Annotated in this window: 14 protein-coding genes; 9 read left to right on the top strand and 5 right to left on the bottom strand. The window is 64.1% G+C overall.

Annotation, left to right across the window (positions count from 1 at the left end):
- Positions 1-12 precede the first annotated feature (12 nt).
- Positions 13-3,408 carry an ATP-binding protein gene (locus tag PIN31009_RS13935; RefSeq protein ID WP_150790649.1) on the top strand — a complete coding sequence of 1,132 codons (3,396 nt, stop codon included), beginning with the start codon at positions 13-15 and terminating at the stop codon, positions 3,406-3,408.
- 60 nt (positions 3,409-3,468) lie between these two features.
- Here the strand turns inward: PIN31009_RS13935 and PIN31009_RS13930 are convergent, their stop codons facing one another.
- Positions 3,469-4,374: a LysR family transcriptional regulator gene (locus tag PIN31009_RS13930; RefSeq protein WP_150790648.1), complete on the bottom strand. Its 906-nt coding sequence runs from the start codon at positions 4,372-4,374 to the stop codon at positions 3,469-3,471.
- A gap of 113 nt (positions 4,375-4,487) precedes the next feature.
- On the opposite strand from PIN31009_RS13930, the gene hmgA reads away from it, so the two are divergent.
- Positions 4,488-5,825, top strand: a complete 1,338-nt coding sequence (gene hmgA / locus PIN31009_RS13925; RefSeq protein ID WP_150790647.1) for a homogentisate 1,2-dioxygenase — start codon at positions 4,488-4,490, stop codon at positions 5,823-5,825.
- Between the two features lie 100 nt (positions 5,826-5,925).
- Positions 5,926-7,212, top strand: a complete 1,287-nt coding sequence (gene fahA / locus PIN31009_RS13920; RefSeq protein ID WP_150790646.1) for a fumarylacetoacetase — start codon at positions 5,926-5,928, stop codon at positions 7,210-7,212.
- Positions 7,213-7,655: 443 nt separating this feature from the next.
- Here fahA and ydiK read toward each other — a convergent pair whose 3' ends face one another.
- The 3 genes from ydiK to astE form a co-directional block, all read right to left on the bottom strand.
- A complete protein-coding gene (ydiK, locus tag PIN31009_RS13915) occupies positions 7,656-8,783 on the bottom strand; it encodes an AI-2E family transporter YdiK (protein WP_150790645.1) in 1,128 nt (375 codons plus the stop codon).
- A gap of 202 nt (positions 8,784-8,985) precedes the next feature.
- Positions 8,986-10,857 carry a hypothetical protein gene (locus PIN31009_RS13910; RefSeq protein ID WP_150790644.1) on the bottom strand — a complete coding sequence of 624 codons (1,872 nt, stop codon included), beginning with the start codon at positions 10,855-10,857 and terminating at the stop codon, positions 8,986-8,988.
- 71 nt (positions 10,858-10,928) lie between these two features.
- Positions 10,929-12,002, bottom strand: a complete 1,074-nt coding sequence (astE, locus tag PIN31009_RS13905) for a succinylglutamate desuccinylase (protein ID WP_150790643.1) — start codon at positions 12,000-12,002, stop codon at positions 10,929-10,931.
- Positions 12,003-12,269: 267 nt separating this feature from the next.
- On the opposite strand from astE, the gene astD reads away from it, so the two are divergent.
- The 6 genes from astD to PIN31009_RS13875 all read left to right on the top strand — a co-directional run bounded on the left by astD (position 12,270) and on the right by PIN31009_RS13875 (position 17,202).
- Positions 12,270-13,760: a succinylglutamate-semialdehyde dehydrogenase gene (gene astD / locus PIN31009_RS13900; protein WP_150790642.1), complete on the top strand. Its 1,491-nt coding sequence runs from the start codon at positions 12,270-12,272 to the stop codon at positions 13,758-13,760.
- Between the two features lie 63 nt (positions 13,761-13,823).
- The gene (gene astB / locus PIN31009_RS13895; RefSeq protein ID WP_150790641.1) at positions 13,824-15,185 is read left to right on the top strand and encodes an N-succinylarginine dihydrolase; all 1,362 of its coding nucleotides are present in this window, start codon (positions 13,824-13,826) and stop codon (positions 15,183-15,185) included.
- A 51-nt stretch (positions 15,186-15,236) separates the two neighbouring features.
- Entirely contained in the window at positions 15,237-15,803 is a 567-nt protein-coding gene (locus PIN31009_RS13890; protein ID WP_150790640.1) for an NADPH-dependent FMN reductase, read from the top strand.
- A gap of 220 nt (positions 15,804-16,023) precedes the next feature.
- Positions 16,024-16,326 carry a DUF1488 family protein gene (locus PIN31009_RS13885; protein WP_087687807.1) on the top strand — a complete coding sequence of 101 codons (303 nt, stop codon included), beginning with the start codon at positions 16,024-16,026 and terminating at the stop codon, positions 16,324-16,326.
- Positions 16,327-16,571: 245 nt separating this feature from the next.
- On the top strand, positions 16,572-16,778 hold the full coding sequence (locus tag PIN31009_RS13880) for a DUF2964 family protein (protein WP_087687806.1): 207 nt from the start codon (positions 16,572-16,574) through the stop codon (positions 16,776-16,778).
- Positions 16,779-16,998: 220 nt separating this feature from the next.
- Positions 16,999-17,202, top strand: a complete 204-nt coding sequence (locus tag PIN31009_RS13875; protein ID WP_058378411.1) for a DUF2964 family protein — start codon at positions 16,999-17,001, stop codon at positions 17,200-17,202.
- Positions 17,203-17,259: 57 nt separating this feature from the next.
- Here the strand turns inward: PIN31009_RS13875 and PIN31009_RS13870 are convergent, their stop codons facing one another.
- Positions 17,260-18,000 carry a class I SAM-dependent methyltransferase gene (locus tag PIN31009_RS13870; RefSeq protein WP_150790639.1) on the bottom strand — a complete coding sequence of 247 codons (741 nt, stop codon included), beginning with the start codon at positions 17,998-18,000 and terminating at the stop codon, positions 17,260-17,262.
- Between the last annotated feature and the right edge of the window lie 151 nt (positions 18,001-18,151).

The following is an 18,151-nucleotide window of genomic DNA, read 5'->3' as shown; positions in this document are numbered from 1 at the left end:
GCGCTCGCGACCATGCCTATCCAGACGATGACGCGTGATATCGCCGTCGCGGGCCGCCTGCTGCGTATCGGGGGTGTGCTCGCGTTGCTGTTCGGACTCTCTGTCTGGGCGGCAGCGATCTCTTACGCCGTTTTCGGCGCGCTGTGGCAGGGCGGTCAGAAGACGGAATCGTTTTTCGCGGCGGTCTCGCGCGAGATTCGCGATCTCGAAGTCTTCAATGAACAGGCGCGCTCGATGTCGCGCACCGTGCAGGCGAGTTCGGCACCGCCCGGCGGCACCACACGGCTGCTGGCGGACCGCGTGCTGCAACCGCTCAATGCGTTGAAGCCGGGCACGGCGGCACGCATCGGCGGGGTGGCATGGGACGGCGATTTCGAAATCGTCAAACTGGCCGAAATTCCTTCGGAACGTGCACAGATGCTGTCCCGGTTGACGGCCCGGCTGATGGTGCTCGACGCCGACTTCTGGAGTCCGTTCGACTCGCAGGATGAGACGTTCCTGATCTCTCCCGATGGCGCTTTCGCCGCCTATCGCCCCTCGCTCGGTCGTGAATCGTTCGGCGCCGCCGATCTCGAGCGCGACACGAAGACGATGCTCGCAGAGATGAACAAGGTCGAGCGCTATCAGGCGAGAGCGCTGGGGCAAGAGGACGGTCCGTTCTGGACGTATAACTACGAGCACCCTGTGACGCACGTGAAGACGGTGTCGAGCTTCGTGCCGATCCGCGATCTGGAAGGGCACGTGGTGCTTTACGTGGGCACCAGCATGTCGCCGGAACTGATTGTGCCGCCACGCATGCGCAATCTCGATCAGACACGTGAAACACTCCAGCTCGTCTCCGTCGAAGGCATCATCGTGGCCAGCGCCGGCACGCCGCTACCGACGCCCCGTCATATGAGAACACTCGCGACGCTGCCGCTGTTCGGTGGCTCGCAGATGACGCTTCGCACCGACGGACAACGCATCGTTTTCGAACGGCATCTCCCGTTCAACCCATGGTTTGTGCGCTACGCCGTGGCGCCCGCCGAGTTGTTGTTCGGTAACGCCACGCTGCTGATTGTCGCGACGATACTGCTGCTGCTGTACACGGCAGGGGTGTGCACTGCCATGCGCTATATCCGCAAGCGTGTGATCGAGCCGGCGCGCAAGCGCACCACGGCGCTGTTGGAGCGCGACGCGTTCACGCAAACGCTCATCGAGACGGCACCGGTGGGCATGGCGATCATCGACCCCTTCGAGCCCGCCGTCGTGATGAGTAATCCGGCGTACGCCGGCACGGTCGATCTGCTGCGCCAGCTGGGCGACGGCGAACTCACCCGGATGTACCGCCAGTTGCACAGTGGGGTAGTGGCACGTCCGGTGCGGCGTTTATTGAGTGTCTCGGACGATGCCGGGGAGCGCCATTACGCCGTCAGTTTTGTCGACACTGTGTTTCGCGAACAATCGGTGCTGATCGGCACGCTCTCCGATGTGACCGAACAACGTCGCTTTGAACTCGAACAGCGCAAGGCACGGCTCGCCGCAGAGAACGCGAACAAGGCGAAGGATGTGTTCTTGACGACGGTCAGTCACGAGATGCGCACGCCGTTGTACGGCACGCTCGCGTCGCTGGAGTTGCTCAGCGCACAGAAGCTTGGCGACGAGCATCGCTATTACGTCGACGTGATGGAGAGTTCGACGCGCAACCTGCTCGACCTGATTAACGATCTGCTCGACTATTCGCGCATGCAAGTGGGGCGCTTCGAACTGAACTCGCGTGACTTTTCGCTGCTCAAGGAGCTCGAGGCGGTCGGGCTGTCGTTCACCGGACGGGCACGTTTGCAGGGCCTGACGCTCGACTGGATGATCGATCCGCAACTCGCGCGCGCGGTGCACACCGATGCGCTTCGCCTCGGACAGGTCATCACGAATCTCGTCGGCAACGCGATCAAGTTCACGACGCAAGGTCATGTCGCCTTCTGCGCACAAGTGAAGCGGGCCGATGCACAGGGGTGCGATGTGGCGTTTTCGGTTAGCGACAGCGGCGCAGGCATTGCCGCCGGCGACCTGCCGGATCTCTTCCGGCCGTTCGGCAAGAGCACCAACGAACCCGGCATGCAGCACGGCACGGGGCTGGGGCTGGCGATTTCGCATCAGTTCGTCGCGATGCTTGGCGGCACGTTGCAGGTCGATAGCGTGGAAGGCCGGGGAACCACGATGCATTTCACGCTGCATCTGCCGTGGGCGCCGAATACCGAAGCGCCGGTCGTGCCGGACACCGGTAAGACGTTTGCCTACGTGAGCGGGCTCCCGCGCCGGCACGCGTATCTCGAAGCGTTGATCCGCTTTGCCGGCCACACGCCGGTTCGCTACGACGACGCGGTGGCGTGGTCGACCGGTGACGGCCGCGCTCGCGACGCCGGTTTGCTGATGTTTGCCGACGAATGGCCGGTGCGCGGTATGGCCGGCGCCGAAGTCTATCTGCTGCGCCCGACCCCGCACGATGGTCCTGCGAACAAGGCCAACGCGTGGCCTCGCGATGTCGCATTGCTGCATCAGGCCGGTCTCTGGGAAGCCCTCGGCATCTCGCCGGAACCCGGGCTCGCCGCGTCGGCCGACCTGCCGCGCAGCACTAGCGCGCAGCCGGGGGCGCGTCCGTTGGCCGGATGGTATGTGCTGCTGTCGGACGATCATCCGATCAGCGGCATGCTGCTCTCGCGGCAACTGGAAGGGCTGGGTGCGATGGTCGATTGCTATAACGACCCGCGCGAAGCCCTCGACGCGTTCGATAGCGAATCACACATGCTCGTGATCACGGACGCCAACATGCCACATATCTCAGGCCAGACGCTGGCCACGGAAATCAAGGCACGTGCGCCACAGGTGCCGGTCATCGTCGCGACGGCCGACGTGACGCTGCGCATTGATCGCGACCCGAAGTCGCCGTTCGACGCGGTCGTCTACAAGCCGGTCGATTCGGGCTCGCTGCTGCGCGTGATCGATCTTGTGCGGGCCCGTTACCCGTCGCTGCGCGGCGAGATTGAGCCGCTGCCTGCGGTGGTCGATTCGTCGGTGCTGGCGTCTGCGCAGACATCGATGGAGGTAGCCCCCGCCGCTTTTCCGAAAGATTCAGGTGTGCCGTTGATCGATATGCTCGACGCGTTCGTTCGCATCAGCGATCAGGACATCGACGACTGTCGTGAGGCACTGGCCAATCTGTCACGCGATGCTCTGCGTCACTCGGCGCATCGACTCCGGGGCGGGTTCATGTCCTTCGGGCTGGCCTCGCTGGCTGCCCACGCAGCGCAACTGGAACACCTCGCGCCGCAAGCGTCGGCCGGCCAGATCAGTGCCTCGTTCGACGTGCTGGAGACGGCATGGAACGACTGGCTGCGTGCACAGGGTCACGCGATTGTCGACGATGCCTGATGGTCTGATGGCCTCATGGCCTGATAGCTCGGTGGCCGGTTCGCTGGCGCACGCTTCCCACTACTCGACGAAATGCTCTGAGATGAGCTGGCGAAGCCACTGATTGCCGGCATCCTGATGGTAGCGGCGATGCCAAAACACATTGGTCTGCAACGCCGGCAGGCGAACGGGCGGCTTCACGAAGTGCAGCCCGAATGGCGCGGCGGCACGCTCGGCGAATTTCTGCGGCACGGTGACCACGAGATCGTTGGTGCTCACAACATAGGGCACGGCGATGAAGTGCGGCACCCAGAAGTTGGCGTCGGCGCCGAAGCCCGCTTGCGCCAGTAGCTGGTTGACGCGCGCATACGGGTTGTCGCCGGTCGTGACGAAGAGATGGCGCGCCGCCTGAAACTCCGCCAGACCCGCGTCTGGGCGGTCGAGCGCATGGCCGATGCGAAACATACTCACATACTGCTGACGAAACAGCCGCCGCTGAAAGAAGGGGCCGGTCAGGTCGTCGAACGCACCCACTGCGAGATCAATCCTCCCTGCCGCCATGGCTTCCTTCAAATCGGGCAGCGCCGTACGCACGGTGCTCAACCGCACGCCGGGCGCCATTTGCGTGCACAAATCGATCAATGTCGGCATGAAGTACACCTCGCCGACATCGGTCATCGCCAAGGTGAATTCGCGTTGGCTCGTCGCAGGATCGAAAGCCTCGCGGTGATTGATCGCACGCGATATCCCCGCCAGCGCTGCCGAGACTGGTTCGGCCAGCGCCTCGGCGAACGGCGTGGGCTGCATGCCGTTGCCCGTACGGGTGAAGAGTTCGTCGTCGAACGTGTGGCGAAGGCGCGCAAGGCCGTTACTGACGGCCGGCTGCGACAAACCGAGTTCGCGGGCGGCCTGCGAAATGCTTCGGTGCGTCAGCACGGCGTGGAAGACGACAAGCAGGTTCAGATCGACGTCGCGCAAGGAAATCATGATGAAGTCGCGGTATTCACGTTATGAATATAGTGGATTTGCCTATTTATATCGCAAAAGACGAACGCATGTCGGAAAATGGCTCCATTCGATAACAGGAGACGAGGCATTTCATGCATTCCATCCATTCCATCAAGCGGGCAGACCAGATTCAGGGGGAGTTGGGCTATCTGTCCGGCTTTCTTAACGAATTCGCAACCGAGGCACTGCCCGGTGCGCTCCCCGTGGGTCAAAACTCCCCGCAGCGCGCCCCGTACGGCCTCTACGCAGAGCAACTCTCCGGCACGGCATTTACGGCCCCGCGTGCCCATAACCGTCGCTCTTGGGTCTACCGCATTCGCCCGGCGGCGATGCACAAGCCGTTCACGGAAATCGAGCAATCGCGCTGGCTGAGCCGGTTCGATGACGTGCCGGCACCGCCCAACCAGATGCGCTGGGACCCGCTGCCGATGCCGGCGGCCCCGACCGATTTTGTCGACGGCATGGTCACGATGGGCGGCAACGGCAGCCCCGACGGCCAGCGCGGCTGCGGCATTCATCTGTATGCCGCCAATAAGTCGATGGACGGCCGGTTCTTCTATAACGCCGATGGCGAATTGCTGATCGTGCCGCAGGACGGCCGTCTGCGTCTCGCGACCGAATTCGGTGTGATGGATGCCGAGCCGTATGAGATCGCGGTCGTGCCGCGTGGCGTGCGTTTTCGCGTGACGCTGCTCGACGGCACCGCGCGCGGCTACGTCTGCGAAAACTATGGCGCGCTTCTGCGCTTGCCCGATCTGGGCCCGATCGGCTCGAACGGTCTGGCCAATCCGCGCGACTTCCTCACGCCCGTGGCGGCGTACGAAGACGTCGAAGGCGATTTCGAACTGGTGGCCAAGTTCGGCGGCGAGCTCTGGCGTGCCGATATCGGCCACTCGCCGCTCGACGTCGTGGCATGGCACGGCAACTACGCGCCGTACAAGTACGACCTGCGTCACTTCAACACGATCGGCTCGATCAGCTTCGACCATCCGGACCCGTCGATCTTCCTGGTGCTGCAATCGCAGAGCAATACGCCGGGCGTGGACGATATCGACTTCGTGATTTTCCCGCCCCGTTGGCTGGCGATGGAAAACTCGTTCCGTCCGCCTTGGTTCCACCGCAACATCGCGAGCGAGTTCATGGGCCTGATCCATGGCGTGTACGACGCGAAGGCGGAAGGCTTCGTGCCGGGGGGCGCAAGCCTGCACAACTGCATGTCGGGCCACGGCCCCGATGCCGATACGTTCGAGAAAGCCTCGGCAGCCGACACGAGCAAACCGCATAAGGTCGATGCCACCATGGCGTTCATGTTCGAAACGCCTGCGGTCATTCGCCCGACGCGCTTTGCGCTGGAGACCAAGCAGTTGCAGGACAACTACTACACCTGCTGGCAAGGTCTCAAGAAGCACTTCAACCCGAATCAGAAGTAAGCGGACCCGCGTCGCGACTTCGCCAAACCCCAAGACGGCCCACGCTGCGCATGATTGCGCGGTGGTGGGCCGGCGCGTTACTACGAACAAGGATTTCCTCATGTCGAATCTCCCGCAAAGCTGGGTCGCGTCCGCCAACACCGGCGCGACGGACTTCCCGTTGCAAAACCTCCCGTATGGCGTGTTCAGCACGCAGGCGCAGCCCACGCCGCGCGTCGGTGTCGCCATCGGCGATCAGGTGCTCGACCTCGCCGCACTGGAGGCCGCCGGTCTCCTCACGCCCGCGATTTCGGGCAACAGCGCGCCGGTGTTCGCGCAGCCGTCGATCAACGCCTTCGTGGCTCTCGGCCGCCCGGTATGGCAGGCCACGCGCGCTCGCCTGAGCGCACTGCTGTCGGCCGATGGCGACGCGGCATTGCGCGATAACGCCGCCCTGCGTGCGCAGGCGCTGGTGCCGCTCGCCAGCGCCACGCTGCATCTGCCCGTGCAAGTGCCGGGCTACACCGACTTCTACTCGTCGAAAGAGCACGCCACCAACGTCGGCAGCATGTTCCGCGACCCGGCGAATGCACTGCTGCCGAACTGGCTTGAAATTCCGATCGGCTACAACGGCCGCGCCAGCTCGATTGTGGTCAGTGGCACGGCAATCCATCGCCCGAACGGCCAGATTAAGCTGCCGGATCAGCCGCGTCCGATCTTCGATGCCTGCCGCAAGCTCGATTTCGAACTCGAAACCGGTTTCATCGTCGGCCGCGATACCGCACTCGGCGACACGCTCGACGTGGAAGCCGCCGAAGCGGCCATCTTCGGCATGGTGCTGCTCAACGACTGGTCGGCGCGTGACCTTCAGCAATGGGAATACGTGCCGCTGGGCCCGTTCAACGCCAAGACCTTCGGCACGTCGATTTCGCCGTGGGTGGTGACGATGGAAGCACTTGAGCCGTTCCGCGTCGCTGGCCCCGAGCAAGATCCGCAGCCGGTGTCCTACCTGCAACAGCAAGGCAAGCACGCCTTCGACATCGAGCTCGAAGTACTGCTGCAAGCCGAGACCGACACGCAGGCGACGACCATCTGCCGTACCAACTTCCGTCACATGTACTGGAGCATGGCGCAACAGTTCGCACACCACACGGTGTCGGGTTGCAACGTGCGCGTGGGCGACATGATGGGCTCCGGCACGATTAGCGGCCCGACGCCTGACTCTTTCGGCAGCCTGCTCGAGCTCACGTGGAATGGTAAGAACCCGATCACGCTCGCAAGCGGCGTCAAGCGCGGCTTCATCGAAGACGGCGATACGGTCGTGATGGCGGGTTGGTGTCAGGGCGAGGGCTTCCGCGTCGGCTTTGGCGAAGTCTCGGGCAAGATCTTGCCTGCCAAGGCACGCTGAGCCTCAGCGGCATCGGCGAGGGCGGCAGCCGATGGCAGCCGCTCCCACCATGGGTCGCGTCGCAACGGGATGCCGCTTGCCTGAACGCGGCAACGTGTCGGCGTGTACGCCAGTTCGTTGCCGACGCGCCGCAGTAGCGGCATATCGCCGAGGCGCGCGCGCCGTGGCACGCGTAATGAGCGTCGCGCCGGTGCGCGGGCCGGGTTGCTGGCGTTGCCGGAGGTTGGGGTGGAGGGAGTGGTGGGAGTGGTGGTGGGGGTGGGCGTAGTTTGAGTGGTTAGCGAAGCGTTGCACATCTGGCGTCTCCCGACAAAGGAATGTGGGAGTTATTTAGCCATGAACGCGTGTGCCACGACAGGTTAAGCCGTCCTAAAAACCGGTGACTCAAGTGTCATCGCAAAGGTGCCGCCCGACTCGCGTCGAGGGCACCTTCCGGAGCCCTCTCAGGCAGGCTTGTCGGCGTCGGCAGCGGCCGGCGGCGTTTTCAGCGGTGCACCGCTGGGTGCCGTGGCCGGACGGTTCAGACCTTCGTTGATCCACGCCATCAGCAGCGTGTAGGTCACGGCGAGGATCACCGGACCGACGAAGAGCCCGACGATACCGAAGCTGAGCATGCCGCCCAGCACCCCGGCAAGAATCAAGGTCATCGGCAGATCGGCGCCACGCTTGATGAGCATGGGGCGCATGACGTTGTCCAGCATGCCGATGATGACCGACAGCACGAGCAACAACGTGGCGAGCGTCGGACTGTCCTGCCAGTAAAGCCATGCCACGCTCGACAGCAGCACCGGGAACGGGCCGATTTGCGCAATACAGAATACGAACATCAGCGCAGTCAGGAAGCCCGGCAACGGCACACCGGTCACCCACAGGCCGAGCCCCCCCAGCAATGACTGCGTCACCGCCGTGACCACGATGCCCAGCGCCACCGCGCGAATCGACATGCCGGCGAGTCTCACCGCTTCTTCGCCGCGATCGCCACCCAGCCGGCGCGCAATACGAATCAACGCCCGCGCGGCCCGTTCACCCTGCATGAAGAGAATGGCCGAGATGATGAGCGTCAAGCCAAGGTGGACGAACAGCAGGCCGACCGACCCGAGCTTCGAGAACGCCCACGTTGCGCCTTTGACGGCGTAGGGCTGCACCTTCGCCACCAGCCCGCCGGGCCCGGCGGCCGCCAGCGATTGCCACTCTTCGCTGGCACGTTGCCCGATGACGGGAATGTGCGACAGCCAGTCCGGCGGCATCGGCAAGCCGCGCGCGCCAATCGATTGCACCTGCTCGCTGATGTCGGACGCATGCCCGATGAGCGTGCCGACGGCGGCCGTGAGGGGCGCAACCACGATGACCAGCATGCCGAAGATCATCACCGTGGTCGCCAGCCAGCGGCGTCCCCAGAGCCGGCGTTGCAGGCCGACCAGCATCGGCCATGTCGACGCGACGATGGTCACCGCCCAGATGAAGGCGGGCAAGAAAGGTAGCAGTACCCATAACGTGCCGATCATCAGCAGGCTGAGTACCAGGATGATCAGCAGATTTCGGGCGAGTTCGCTCGGCGTCATGGATAGCATAAGCACTCCGGGGTGGGGAAAACCGCGCTGTCTGGCGCGTCAGGCATTGATGTCATACGCAGAAAGTACGCCTTGGAAGCAAGATGCCACGCGGGCAAAGGTACGGCAAGTGCGTTGCGTGAGCGTGACTTGGTGCCAGTCTACCGCGCCTCGGGCACCGGACGCGCGTGAGTTTCAACTGCGCAACGCACTTGCCGTAACGTCAGCAAGACTGCGGTGTCCGTCCGTTGCCGAGACTGTCCGGCATGGCGACGACGGTTTCCAGCGCAGGTTGAACGCGTTGGGCCATCACGACGCTGGGGCGCCGTATGCGAGCGAAGGTGCTCGGTGCCGGCAATGGCGGGGCGCTGGTCCAGCGCGCGTCGGGGGGCGTGTCCGGCGGCGTGTCCACTGGTGTGATCGATGGAGTGATCGATGGTGTGACAGACGGCGATTCAAACACCGAATTGGACGACAGGCTGCTTCGCTGCCGGCTGCCTTGTGGCGGCCAATTGCCGTCTCGCCGGGCCGTAGATTGCAGCTCGCACTGAAAGCATTGAATGCCGGAATCGAGCGATCCCGTGCTGATTTTGGGCGGCTCCCGCGTGTCAGTCGCCGGGGGGATTTCCCCCCATTCGACGTCGGTCGCGTGACGGCGTTGATCGGGCGCACGCCGCAAGTAGGCCGTCTTGATGTCGTTGCTTCTCGCCTCGCCCAGCGCCACCTGAAGCAGCCCGCCGATGGCGGCGTAAAGGTAAGAGAAGTCCAGTTGATTCAGTAAGGTTCGCTCGCCGCTGAAGGTATTTGCGCGTGCCGCCACATCGTCCCGCCACTCAATGCCCGCAAACGCGAAGGTGAGGAGCGTGCCCAGCAGCCCGGTTGTTTTTGAACAGAAGCCTTTGGAGAAGCGCTCGCTGAATGCTGTGCAGAACGACGCGGTTTGCGTGCCGTCCTCCGCCGGATCCGTCAGCAAATCGGCGAGATCGGCCTGCAACAGGAGTTCCATCGCGGCATCGTTTTCCGACACGCGAAAGTGGTCGAGACTTGCGCGAAGCGGTACGCCCACCATCGCGAGCGCGAGCTCCATCGATGCGTGAACGATATCTTTCCAAGGCCCCGCCATGATCCCCGGAATTCGGCTTTCGATCAGCAGGCGCAGCGGGTTGCGTATCAAGCCATAGCAGCCCGCGTACGCCGCGCAGGACACAACGAATTCGCGCAACTGGGAGTGCAGCGACGAATTGAGTGGCTCCAGTCCGGGGGCCGGCGTGGTTTGCGAGAGCTTTTCGCGCAACGATGGCCAAGTGGTTTCGAACAGGGCCGCGCCGGCCGTATTGGTCAGCATGATGACCAAACCGCTGATCACGTGCATCGCCAGCCTTCCGGCGAGGACTGAGCCGACGTGCGGGCCAATGATCGTCGCGATGATCGAGGCGAAGACGGAGCCCACGGCGAAGGGGGCGGCATCGCGTCCGATGCCCCGGGTCAGGCAGAGCCATGCGCGGTCTGATCGAATGTCCGCAAGCTGTGCCTGAAAGCGGCGCGCCACTTGATCGCAGCGCATGCCGCGCCTCGCCAACAACATGGCGGTGTTTTGCAGGTGAGTGCGGGTCGCGGCCTCCCACGGCGGCTTCGGCGCGCGGGAGGGGGAGGTAACGCCAGTCGCCTTCGACGCGCCCGCGGTTTCTTTCAGCATCTCATCCACGTATTTCCAGAAACACTGGAAAATCAGAACGGCCTCTTGAGTAACGCGCACGTCGTCCGGGACGGCGTGACGTTGGGCGCGGGGGATGTTCAGCGTTTCGCACAAGTCCCGGGCCAACTGCGACGCGGCGGGCACGTCCGGTGGGATGGCGATGCGAAGCTCGCGTGGGAACGTGGCGGGTGACCGCAAGGGCTGCGTGGGAAACGGCGCTGTGTAGGGCATGAAGGCGGCGGCCGACGTCACCGGCCCGGCACCCTGAGCCGCACCGGCCGTCAGGCCCTGTAGAAGACGAGAAGCGGGCGATGCTACGCGGAACCGCTTCTCGCGACGACAGCCGGACAGGTGTTTAAAGCCGTTAATGCGCGTGTCTGCGTAGGCGGCGCGCGTCACCTGTTACCTGTCACCCGTCACCCGTCACCCATCACGCCACCGCCGCATCACGTCACCCCGCCGCCGTCATTTCACGCCGGTACCACCATCACGCCCGCGCGCAGACCGTTGGCGACGTTGGGGTTGGGAAAGACGATGCGCTCTTCCGGATGCGACACCGTGTAGGTGTTTTCGCCGTCGCGCGCCAGCACAGTACCCGCTGCGTAGGGCGTGAAGTTGGGCGTATCGGCAGGCACGTCGAGCACGAACGCATTGGTCCGGCGCACGATTTCCGCCGCCACGCGAAAGCGCCGCGCCTGCTTGGTTTCACCGTCGTCGCGCGCGTCCATCTCGCCGCCCGAGAGCCAGCGTCGCAGCGCGGCATCGATGCCTGCAAAATCGGCCAGACGGTTCTTGCCGAAAGGCTCGACTTTGCCCAACTCCAGCGTGCAACTCTCGGCGCCAAAGCTGGCGCAAGTGAAGTACGAGAACGTGACCGACGGCTGATCGGTCAGCATCACCGCTTCGATATCGGCCGCAGCGAGCGTGTTGATCCATGCATCGGTATGCGGCACGTCCTTCGTGCTCGGTACGACGGCAAAGCGGGGGAACAGCGAGGCGCGGATGGCCGTGTGCATATCCACGTGGCGGCGTGGGCGGCGTGTGGCGTTTCCCGCGCCGTCGTCCGCGAAATACTGCGCGACGATCACTTCGAGTTCGCGGGCGCGTTGCACTGCCGGCGATTCCGCGCGCTTGGCGTGCGCGCCTTGAAACAGGCGGTTCAGATCGTATTCGAGATATCGTTTGCCGGCGCGTACGGCGTCGGGGTTGCCGAGAATGACGAGCACGCGCTCACGTAGTGCGAGCCGGCCATCGGCGATATCGCGCAGAATGCCGTCGACGATTTCGATCGGCGCCGTCTCATCGCCGTGAATTCCGCAGGAGAGTACCGCGTCGAAGCGCACGGCTGCCGCAGCGGCAGCACCGCCCGGGATGAGTTCGAGCACCCCTTCGGCGTGGCGTTTCCAGCGCACGCCGCTGGCATCGATGCCTTCGGTCGGCGTTTCGCGCGTCTCGCGCGATTCAGACGTGGCGGACGCGGCAGGGGCGTCGTCGCGAATGTCGCTGAGCCAATGGCGCAGGGCGGAGCGATTGGCGTCGGTCATAGGGAAAATCTCCTCGGTAGCATCGAATAACAGCCACTCGCGGCAAAGCGTCGCCACAAAAGGGTAGGCTCGGCGCGGGCAGCTTCCAACAGATTCGTATTCTATGCGTGTCGATTCCGTGTCGGCAGTGTGACATCGTAGCGCCCCGCACGACGGGGCTTTGCGCGATGCTGCGCGCCGTGCGCATTGTTCCGGCTGACGAATCCGTGTCATCATGATCCGCATCGCACGCCGCACGATCGGGCGTCGCATCGAGGATTGTCGTTCATGGCAGATTTATATCTCGAGGGTGTCTGGCGCGCGGGCAATGGCGCCGAATTCCGATCACTGGACCCGATGTCGGGCGACGTTGTCTGGCATGGCAACGCTGCAGATAACGCGGACGTCGATGCCGCCGTGCACGCCGCGCGCGGCGCACAACGCGACTGGGCGCGGCGCAGCGTCGACGAGCGTCTGGCGGTGTTGCAGCGATTCGCGGCCAATGTGACGGCACAGACCGAAACACTCGCCGACGCGATTGGCCGCGAGACCGGCAAGCCCTTGTGGGAAGCGCGCACCGAGGTCGCGACCATGGCCGCGAAAGTGGGCCACTCGGCAAAAGCCTATCTGGAACGTACCGGCGAGCGTCGCAGTGCCGCCGCGGATGGCGAGAACGTGGTGCGTCATCGCGCGCACGGCGTGATGGCGGTCTTCGGGCCCTACAACTTCCCGGGCCATCTGCCCAACGGCCATATCGTGCCGGCGCTGTTGGCGGGCAATACGGTCGTCTTCAAACCGAGCGAACTGGCCCCGGGTGTCGCCGAGCGCACGTTGCGCTGCTGGATCGACGCGGGGCTGCCCGCAGGCGTGCTTAATCTGGTGCAAGGTGGCCGTGACACGGGCGTCGCACTCGCGGCACATGACGGTATCGATGGCGTGTGCTTCACGGGCAGCTCGGCCACGGGGCGCGCGCTGCATCGTCAGTTTGCCGGCAGACCCGACAAAATTCTGGCGTTGGAGATGGGCGGCAACAATCCGCTGATCGTCGACGTGTCCGCGCAGGCGCCGCAGCAGGATGCTGCCGTTCACATCACCGTTCAGTCGGCCTTTCTCTCTGCCGGGCAACGTTGCACGTGCGCGCGGCGTTTGCTTGTGCCGTACGGGGCTGCGGGCGACGCGTTTATCGAGCGTCTGGCGTTCGTCACGCGGCGTATCAGTGTGGGGCGCTATGACGCCGAGCCTCAACCGTTCATGGGGGCGGTCGTGTCGTTACCGGCAGCGCGGCGGATGACGGCAGCACAAGCCGACCTGATGGCGTTGGGGGCGAAGGCCATTCTGCCGCTGGCACAACCGGACAGCCGGACGGCGCGTCTCACGCCGGGCCTCATCGATGTGACGGCGCTTGCTGCGCGTGACGCGTTGCCTGACGAGGAGTACTTCGGCCCCCTGTTGCAGGTGCTGCGATACGACACTTTCGACGAAGCAGTCGCACTGGCCAATCGCACGCGATACGGGCTGGCGGCGGGGCTGGTATCGGACGATCCGGCGCGCTACGCACAGTTTCTCGCCGAGATTCGCGCGGGCATCGTCAACTGGAACCGTCCGACGACAGGGGCCGCCGGTGCGGCGCCGTTCGGCGGCATCGGTGCTTCGGGCAATCATCGGCCGAGCGCTTGGTACGCTGCCGACTACTGCGCGTATCCGATGGCGTCGATGGAGTCGACACAAGCGGCATTGCCCGCGCAACTGAGTCCCGGGCTGGACTTCGCGGCGGCGTGATTTTGACTCGGCGACAATCTTCGTAAATTCTCTTCACGCTTCTTGTTTCTTCAGGACTTGCTCATGACGCGTATCGCCCTCGAAGCCAACTTCGACGGATTGGTCGGCCCCACGCACAACTACGCGGGATTGTCGTTCGGTAACGTGGCGTCGGCGAACAACGCCAACCGGGTCTCGAATCCGCGCGAAGCGGCGTTGCAGGGGCTGGCCAAGATGAAAGCACTGGCCGATCTTGGCTACGCACAGGGCGTATTGCCGCCGCAGGAACGGCCGTCGGTGGCATTGCTGCGCACGTTGGGTTTCTCTGGCGATGACCACGCAGTGATTCGCGACGCGGCCCGGACCGCGCCGGGGTTGCTGGGGGCTGCCTGTTCGGCGGCCAGCATGTGGACGGCCAATGCGGCGACGGTGAGCCCGTCGGCCGACACAGCGGATGGACGGGTGCATTTCACGGCCGCCAATCTGTGTAGCAAGTTGCATCGCGCGATCGAACACGAGACCACGTCGCGCATTCTGCGTGCCGCATTTCCGGATGAGCGGCGCTTCGCCCATCACGACGCGTTACCCGGTTGGCCATCGCTGGGCGACGAGGGTGCAGCAAACCATACGCGGTTGTGTGGGGCCTATGGCGAGCGTGGCGTCGAGTTCTTCGTCTACGGCCGCGACGACCTCGCCAGCGCACCGACACCGCAACGATTCCCGGCGCGGCAGACGTTGCAGGCGAGTCAGGCCGTTGCTCGTTTGCACGGGCTCGCCGACGACGCGGTGGTGTTTGCTCAGCAACACCCGGACGCCATCGATGCGGGGGTCTTCCACAACGATGTGATTGCCGTGGGCAACGGCAACGTGCTGTTCTGTCACGAACGGGCCTTCCTCGATCAGGCGGCGGTGTTGTCGACGTTGCGTGCACGGCTCGCCGCGCAGGGCAGTGAACTCCACGTGGTGGAAGTGTCGAGTGACGACGTCTCGATGGACGACACGGTCGGCAGCTATCTGTTCAACAGCCAATTGCTCGCGCGTTCGCCGGAGGCGGGCGGTGGCATGCGGCTTGTCGTGCCGCAGGAGTGCCGGGAGCGCCCGGCGGTGTGGCGTTATCTCGAATCGCTGGTGGCGAGCGGCGGCCCGATTCGCGAGTTGCATGTGTTCGATTTGCGCGAAAGCATGCGCAACGGCGGCGGCCCGGCGTGTTTGCGTCTGCGGGTGGTGTTGACGGAAGAAGAGCGCGCGGCGGCGCATGCCGCACTCTGGATCGACGACGCGCGCTACGCGGTGCTGACCGAGTGGGTCAAGCGCCACTATCGCGACCGCTTGGCGGTGGCCGATCTCGCCGATCCCGTGTTGCTTGACGAATGCCGTACGGCGCTCGACGAACTCACCGCGCTGCTCGGCCTTGGCAGTCTCTATGCGTTCCAGCGGAACGCCTGATACCTCTTTTGCTGCTTTCGCATCTTTTTCTCAGACCAAGGAGTCGCGTCGATGACCAAAATCGTTGGAGTGTCCGGCAGCCTGCGTAAGGGCTCGTACAACACGGCACTGTTGCGGGCAGCCAAAGCGGTAGCGCCCGCCGGCGTGACGCTCGACGTCCACACGTTGCACGGCATTCCGCTGTATGACGGCGACGTGGAGGCAAGCGAGGGCATTCCCGCCGCCGTCACCGCCCTCAAGGACGCCATCGCCGATGCCGACGGCCTGCTGCTCGTGACGCCGGAGTACAACAACGGCATCCCGGGCGTGTTCAAGAACGGCATCGATTGGCTATCGCGACCGCCTGCCGATAGCGCACGCGTCTTCGGCAACAAGCCGGTGGCACTGATGGGCGCATCGCCGGGCGGGTTCGGCACGATCCTCAGTCAGAACGCATGGTTGCCGGTTCTGCGGACGTTGCAAACCACGCCATGGTGGCAAGGGCGGCTGCTGGTCTCGCACGCGAACAAGGTGGTGGATGCCGACGGCAATTTGCAGGACGACGCGGTGCGCAAACAGCTGAGTGACTTCCTCGCAGGCTTCGTCGCCTTCGTGGATGGGGTGAAATCCGGCAAATGAGCCGGCAGTGGGGTGTGGCGGATAGTTGCATTGAATCAGTGAATTAAGTCGATGATTTAATGTAACTACTGCAATGGCCACTGGGCGTGAACCTTCCTAAATCGGAAGTGACGAACCGATAAGCGAGACGTTTCGCGCATTGGCCAGCGATGCACTATGCTGGATGCAACGTGTCGGCCGACACGTCAATCGCGTCATTTCGCCAACCAGGGGTGCCGCCATGCCAATCAATTTTCCGGAATACGGCCCCGTGTTCAATTACGAAGATCTGACGATCGAGTTCGCCGTACGGGTGAACGGGCGACAGATCGATTGCGCGGTGTCGGCTGAGGCGCTCGAAGACCACTTCGGCGCCTACTCGGCGCGAGCCGACGACCTGTTGCACGCGTTCGAACACGGGCGGACGGATATCGAAGCGCTGGCCCGGCGCTATCTTTCGATGGGCCTCGTCGGCCCGGTGCTGCTGCGCAGCGGCCACTTTCGCTGGGTGAGGGAAGCCAAGCGGCAAGAAGCTCGCCGCTAGGGCGGTAGACTGCTCCCGTCATCGCGCTCGCCTCCGAGCGCGGATGGCGGCGCGGATGACGGTTCGGCAGCCGCGCCCGGCAAGGTCGCCAACGGTAGTGCCGGCCGGTGACCTTGATCCCCGTCAAATTCGGATTTGTATAGGCGTACGACTCAATAGGCTTGCCTTCGGGTTCGGCGTACACTGGTGTTGCCGCTCAAAGCGTGACATCTGCGGTGCATCGCCGATAACCATAAGGAGTCGCCATGGGTTCCGAATTCCGCGTCGTTATTGCCTCTATCGCCGCCTTCATGACGCTCGGTGGCGCATTCGCCACGATTCACGGACTTCTCTATGATCGCTCGCACGTGATGCACGGCGGTGTTGTCACCGTGCTGTTCGGTATCCTTTTCATCGTCGTCATGCTCACGCCGTGGCCACGCGACGAAGAACGCGAGAAACAAGGGCAGTAGCGGCCGACCCGACATCGGCCGGCGACATTCCAATCATTGGATGTCGCCGTCAGCGCGGTTAACTATTTGGCGTGGCGCGTCCTACACTGGAATCGAGGGACGCCGTCGAAGCCCTCCGACATTACCGACTCCCCGGCATCGGCTTTCTTGCCCTCGGGGCCGCGCGGTCGCCGGATCCTCTTCGCTTCGCAACGGGCGTGGACTCGCTGTGAGGTGACGTATGTGCTCCGATACCCGCGTCGTCATTGCCGCTATCTCGGCGTTCGTGATGCTTGGCGGTATGTTCGCCACGATCCACGGTCTGCTCTTCGATCTCCCCAACATCGCCCACTACGGCGTTGCTTCGGTGATCGTCGGCGCAACCCTGATGGCCACCATGCTCATCCCTTGGGGCGCCCGCGACGAACAACCGGAATCGCGCTGATCGATCACAGCATCAGGCTGGGAAGCCGTCACCCGCTCAGGGGACGGCCTGCAATCGTTATTCGCCCAGACGTGCCCGCAGACACATGAACGCAGGCGACTCTGAGAGTTCGTCGAACAGTCGCTTATCGACCGCCGCCATTTCAGGCAACGGCAGCGGCTCGACCATGCGCTCGATTCGCCAGCCCGCGTCTGCTGCCGCATTGAGAATGCCCGCCAACGGCCGGCGGTACGACTCGACGTACGGCTTGGGCTCGCCAAAACCGCTCCAGTACATGCCGAACTTCGTCGTGTCGAAGTAGGGCCGGTTGCGCCGCAGCCGCTCGTCGATCCAGTCGCGCATCGGATGCCCCATCGACCAGACCAGCGTCGCGCCCGGCCGGGCAACCCGTGCAAACTCACGGAACGTCGGCGCCAGATCTTCCACATAATCCAACGCCAGCGCGCTCACGATCGCGTCGAAACTGTTGTCGGCAAGGCCAGCGAACGGCGCGCCCAGATCCTGAACCTCGAACGTGGCCGGCAGGCCGGCACAGCGCTCGCGAGCCAGTTCGATCATCTCCGGCGTGACGTCGAAGCCGTGTACGGTCGCGCCTTGCTCCGCCAGCCACGCACTGTTGATGCCGGGGCCACAACCCGCGTCGAGTACCCGCAATCCGGCAACGGCGCCGAGCAATGCGCGCGTGGCGGGGCGCTCGTACAAGGCGTTGTGGGGCTTGGAGACGGCGATTTCGGAGTAACGCTTGGCGAAGCTGGCGTAGGAGGTACGTCCCACGGACGCTTGATCGTCAGACGACATTTGGGGGCTCCAATGAATGCAATGACATCCGGCAACGACGGGCAGCCGGTGCGGGAAGCGTGATGGACCAACGGCGGGGGAGCGATTGTAACGCGACGCGCGTCGCCCGGCGAACGGGTTCGGTATGGGACAATGCCGACCTTCGCTGTAC

Origin of the sequence: Pandoraea iniqua, assembly GCF_902459685.1 — a bacterium.
GTDB classification, from domain to species: Bacteria; Pseudomonadota; Gammaproteobacteria; order Burkholderiales; family Burkholderiaceae; genus Pandoraea; species Pandoraea iniqua.
Note: the sequence above shows the minus strand (reverse complement) of the source record. Positions and strands in the feature narration are given on the sequence as shown.

Coding starts and splice junctions, on each gene's coding strand:
- PIN31009_RS13875 (WP_058378411.1), top strand. CDS start 16,999: ATGTGCTCCGATACCCGCGTCGTCATTGCCGCTATCTCGGCGTTCGTG.
- PIN31009_RS13930 (WP_150790648.1), bottom strand. CDS start 4,374: ATGATTTCCTTGCGCGACGTCGATCTGAACCTGCTTGTCGTCTTCCAC.
- PIN31009_RS13935 (WP_150790649.1), top strand. CDS start 13: ATGCCTATCCAGACGATGACGCGTGATATCGCCGTCGCGGGCCGCCTG.
- hmgA (WP_150790647.1), top strand. CDS start 4,488: ATGCATTCCATCCATTCCATCAAGCGGGCAGACCAGATTCAGGGGGAG.
- astE (WP_150790643.1), bottom strand. CDS start 12,002: ATGACCGACGCCAATCGCTCCGCCCTGCGCCATTGGCTCAGCGACATT.
- astD (WP_150790642.1), top strand. CDS start 12,270: ATGGCAGATTTATATCTCGAGGGTGTCTGGCGCGCGGGCAATGGCGCC.
- PIN31009_RS13870 (WP_150790639.1), bottom strand. CDS start 18,000: ATGTCGTCTGACGATCAAGCGTCCGTGGGACGTACCTCCTACGCCAGC.
- PIN31009_RS13890 (WP_150790640.1), top strand. CDS start 15,237: ATGACCAAAATCGTTGGAGTGTCCGGCAGCCTGCGTAAGGGCTCGTAC.
- PIN31009_RS13885 (WP_087687807.1), top strand. CDS start 16,024: ATGCCAATCAATTTTCCGGAATACGGCCCCGTGTTCAATTACGAAGAT.
- ydiK (WP_150790645.1), bottom strand. CDS start 8,783: ATGCTATCCATGACGCCGAGCGAACTCGCCCGAAATCTGCTGATCATC.
- astB (WP_150790641.1), top strand. CDS start 13,824: ATGACGCGTATCGCCCTCGAAGCCAACTTCGACGGATTGGTCGGCCCC.
- fahA (WP_150790646.1), top strand. CDS start 5,926: ATGTCGAATCTCCCGCAAAGCTGGGTCGCGTCCGCCAACACCGGCGCG.
- PIN31009_RS13880 (WP_087687806.1), top strand. CDS start 16,572: ATGGGTTCCGAATTCCGCGTCGTTATTGCCTCTATCGCCGCCTTCATG.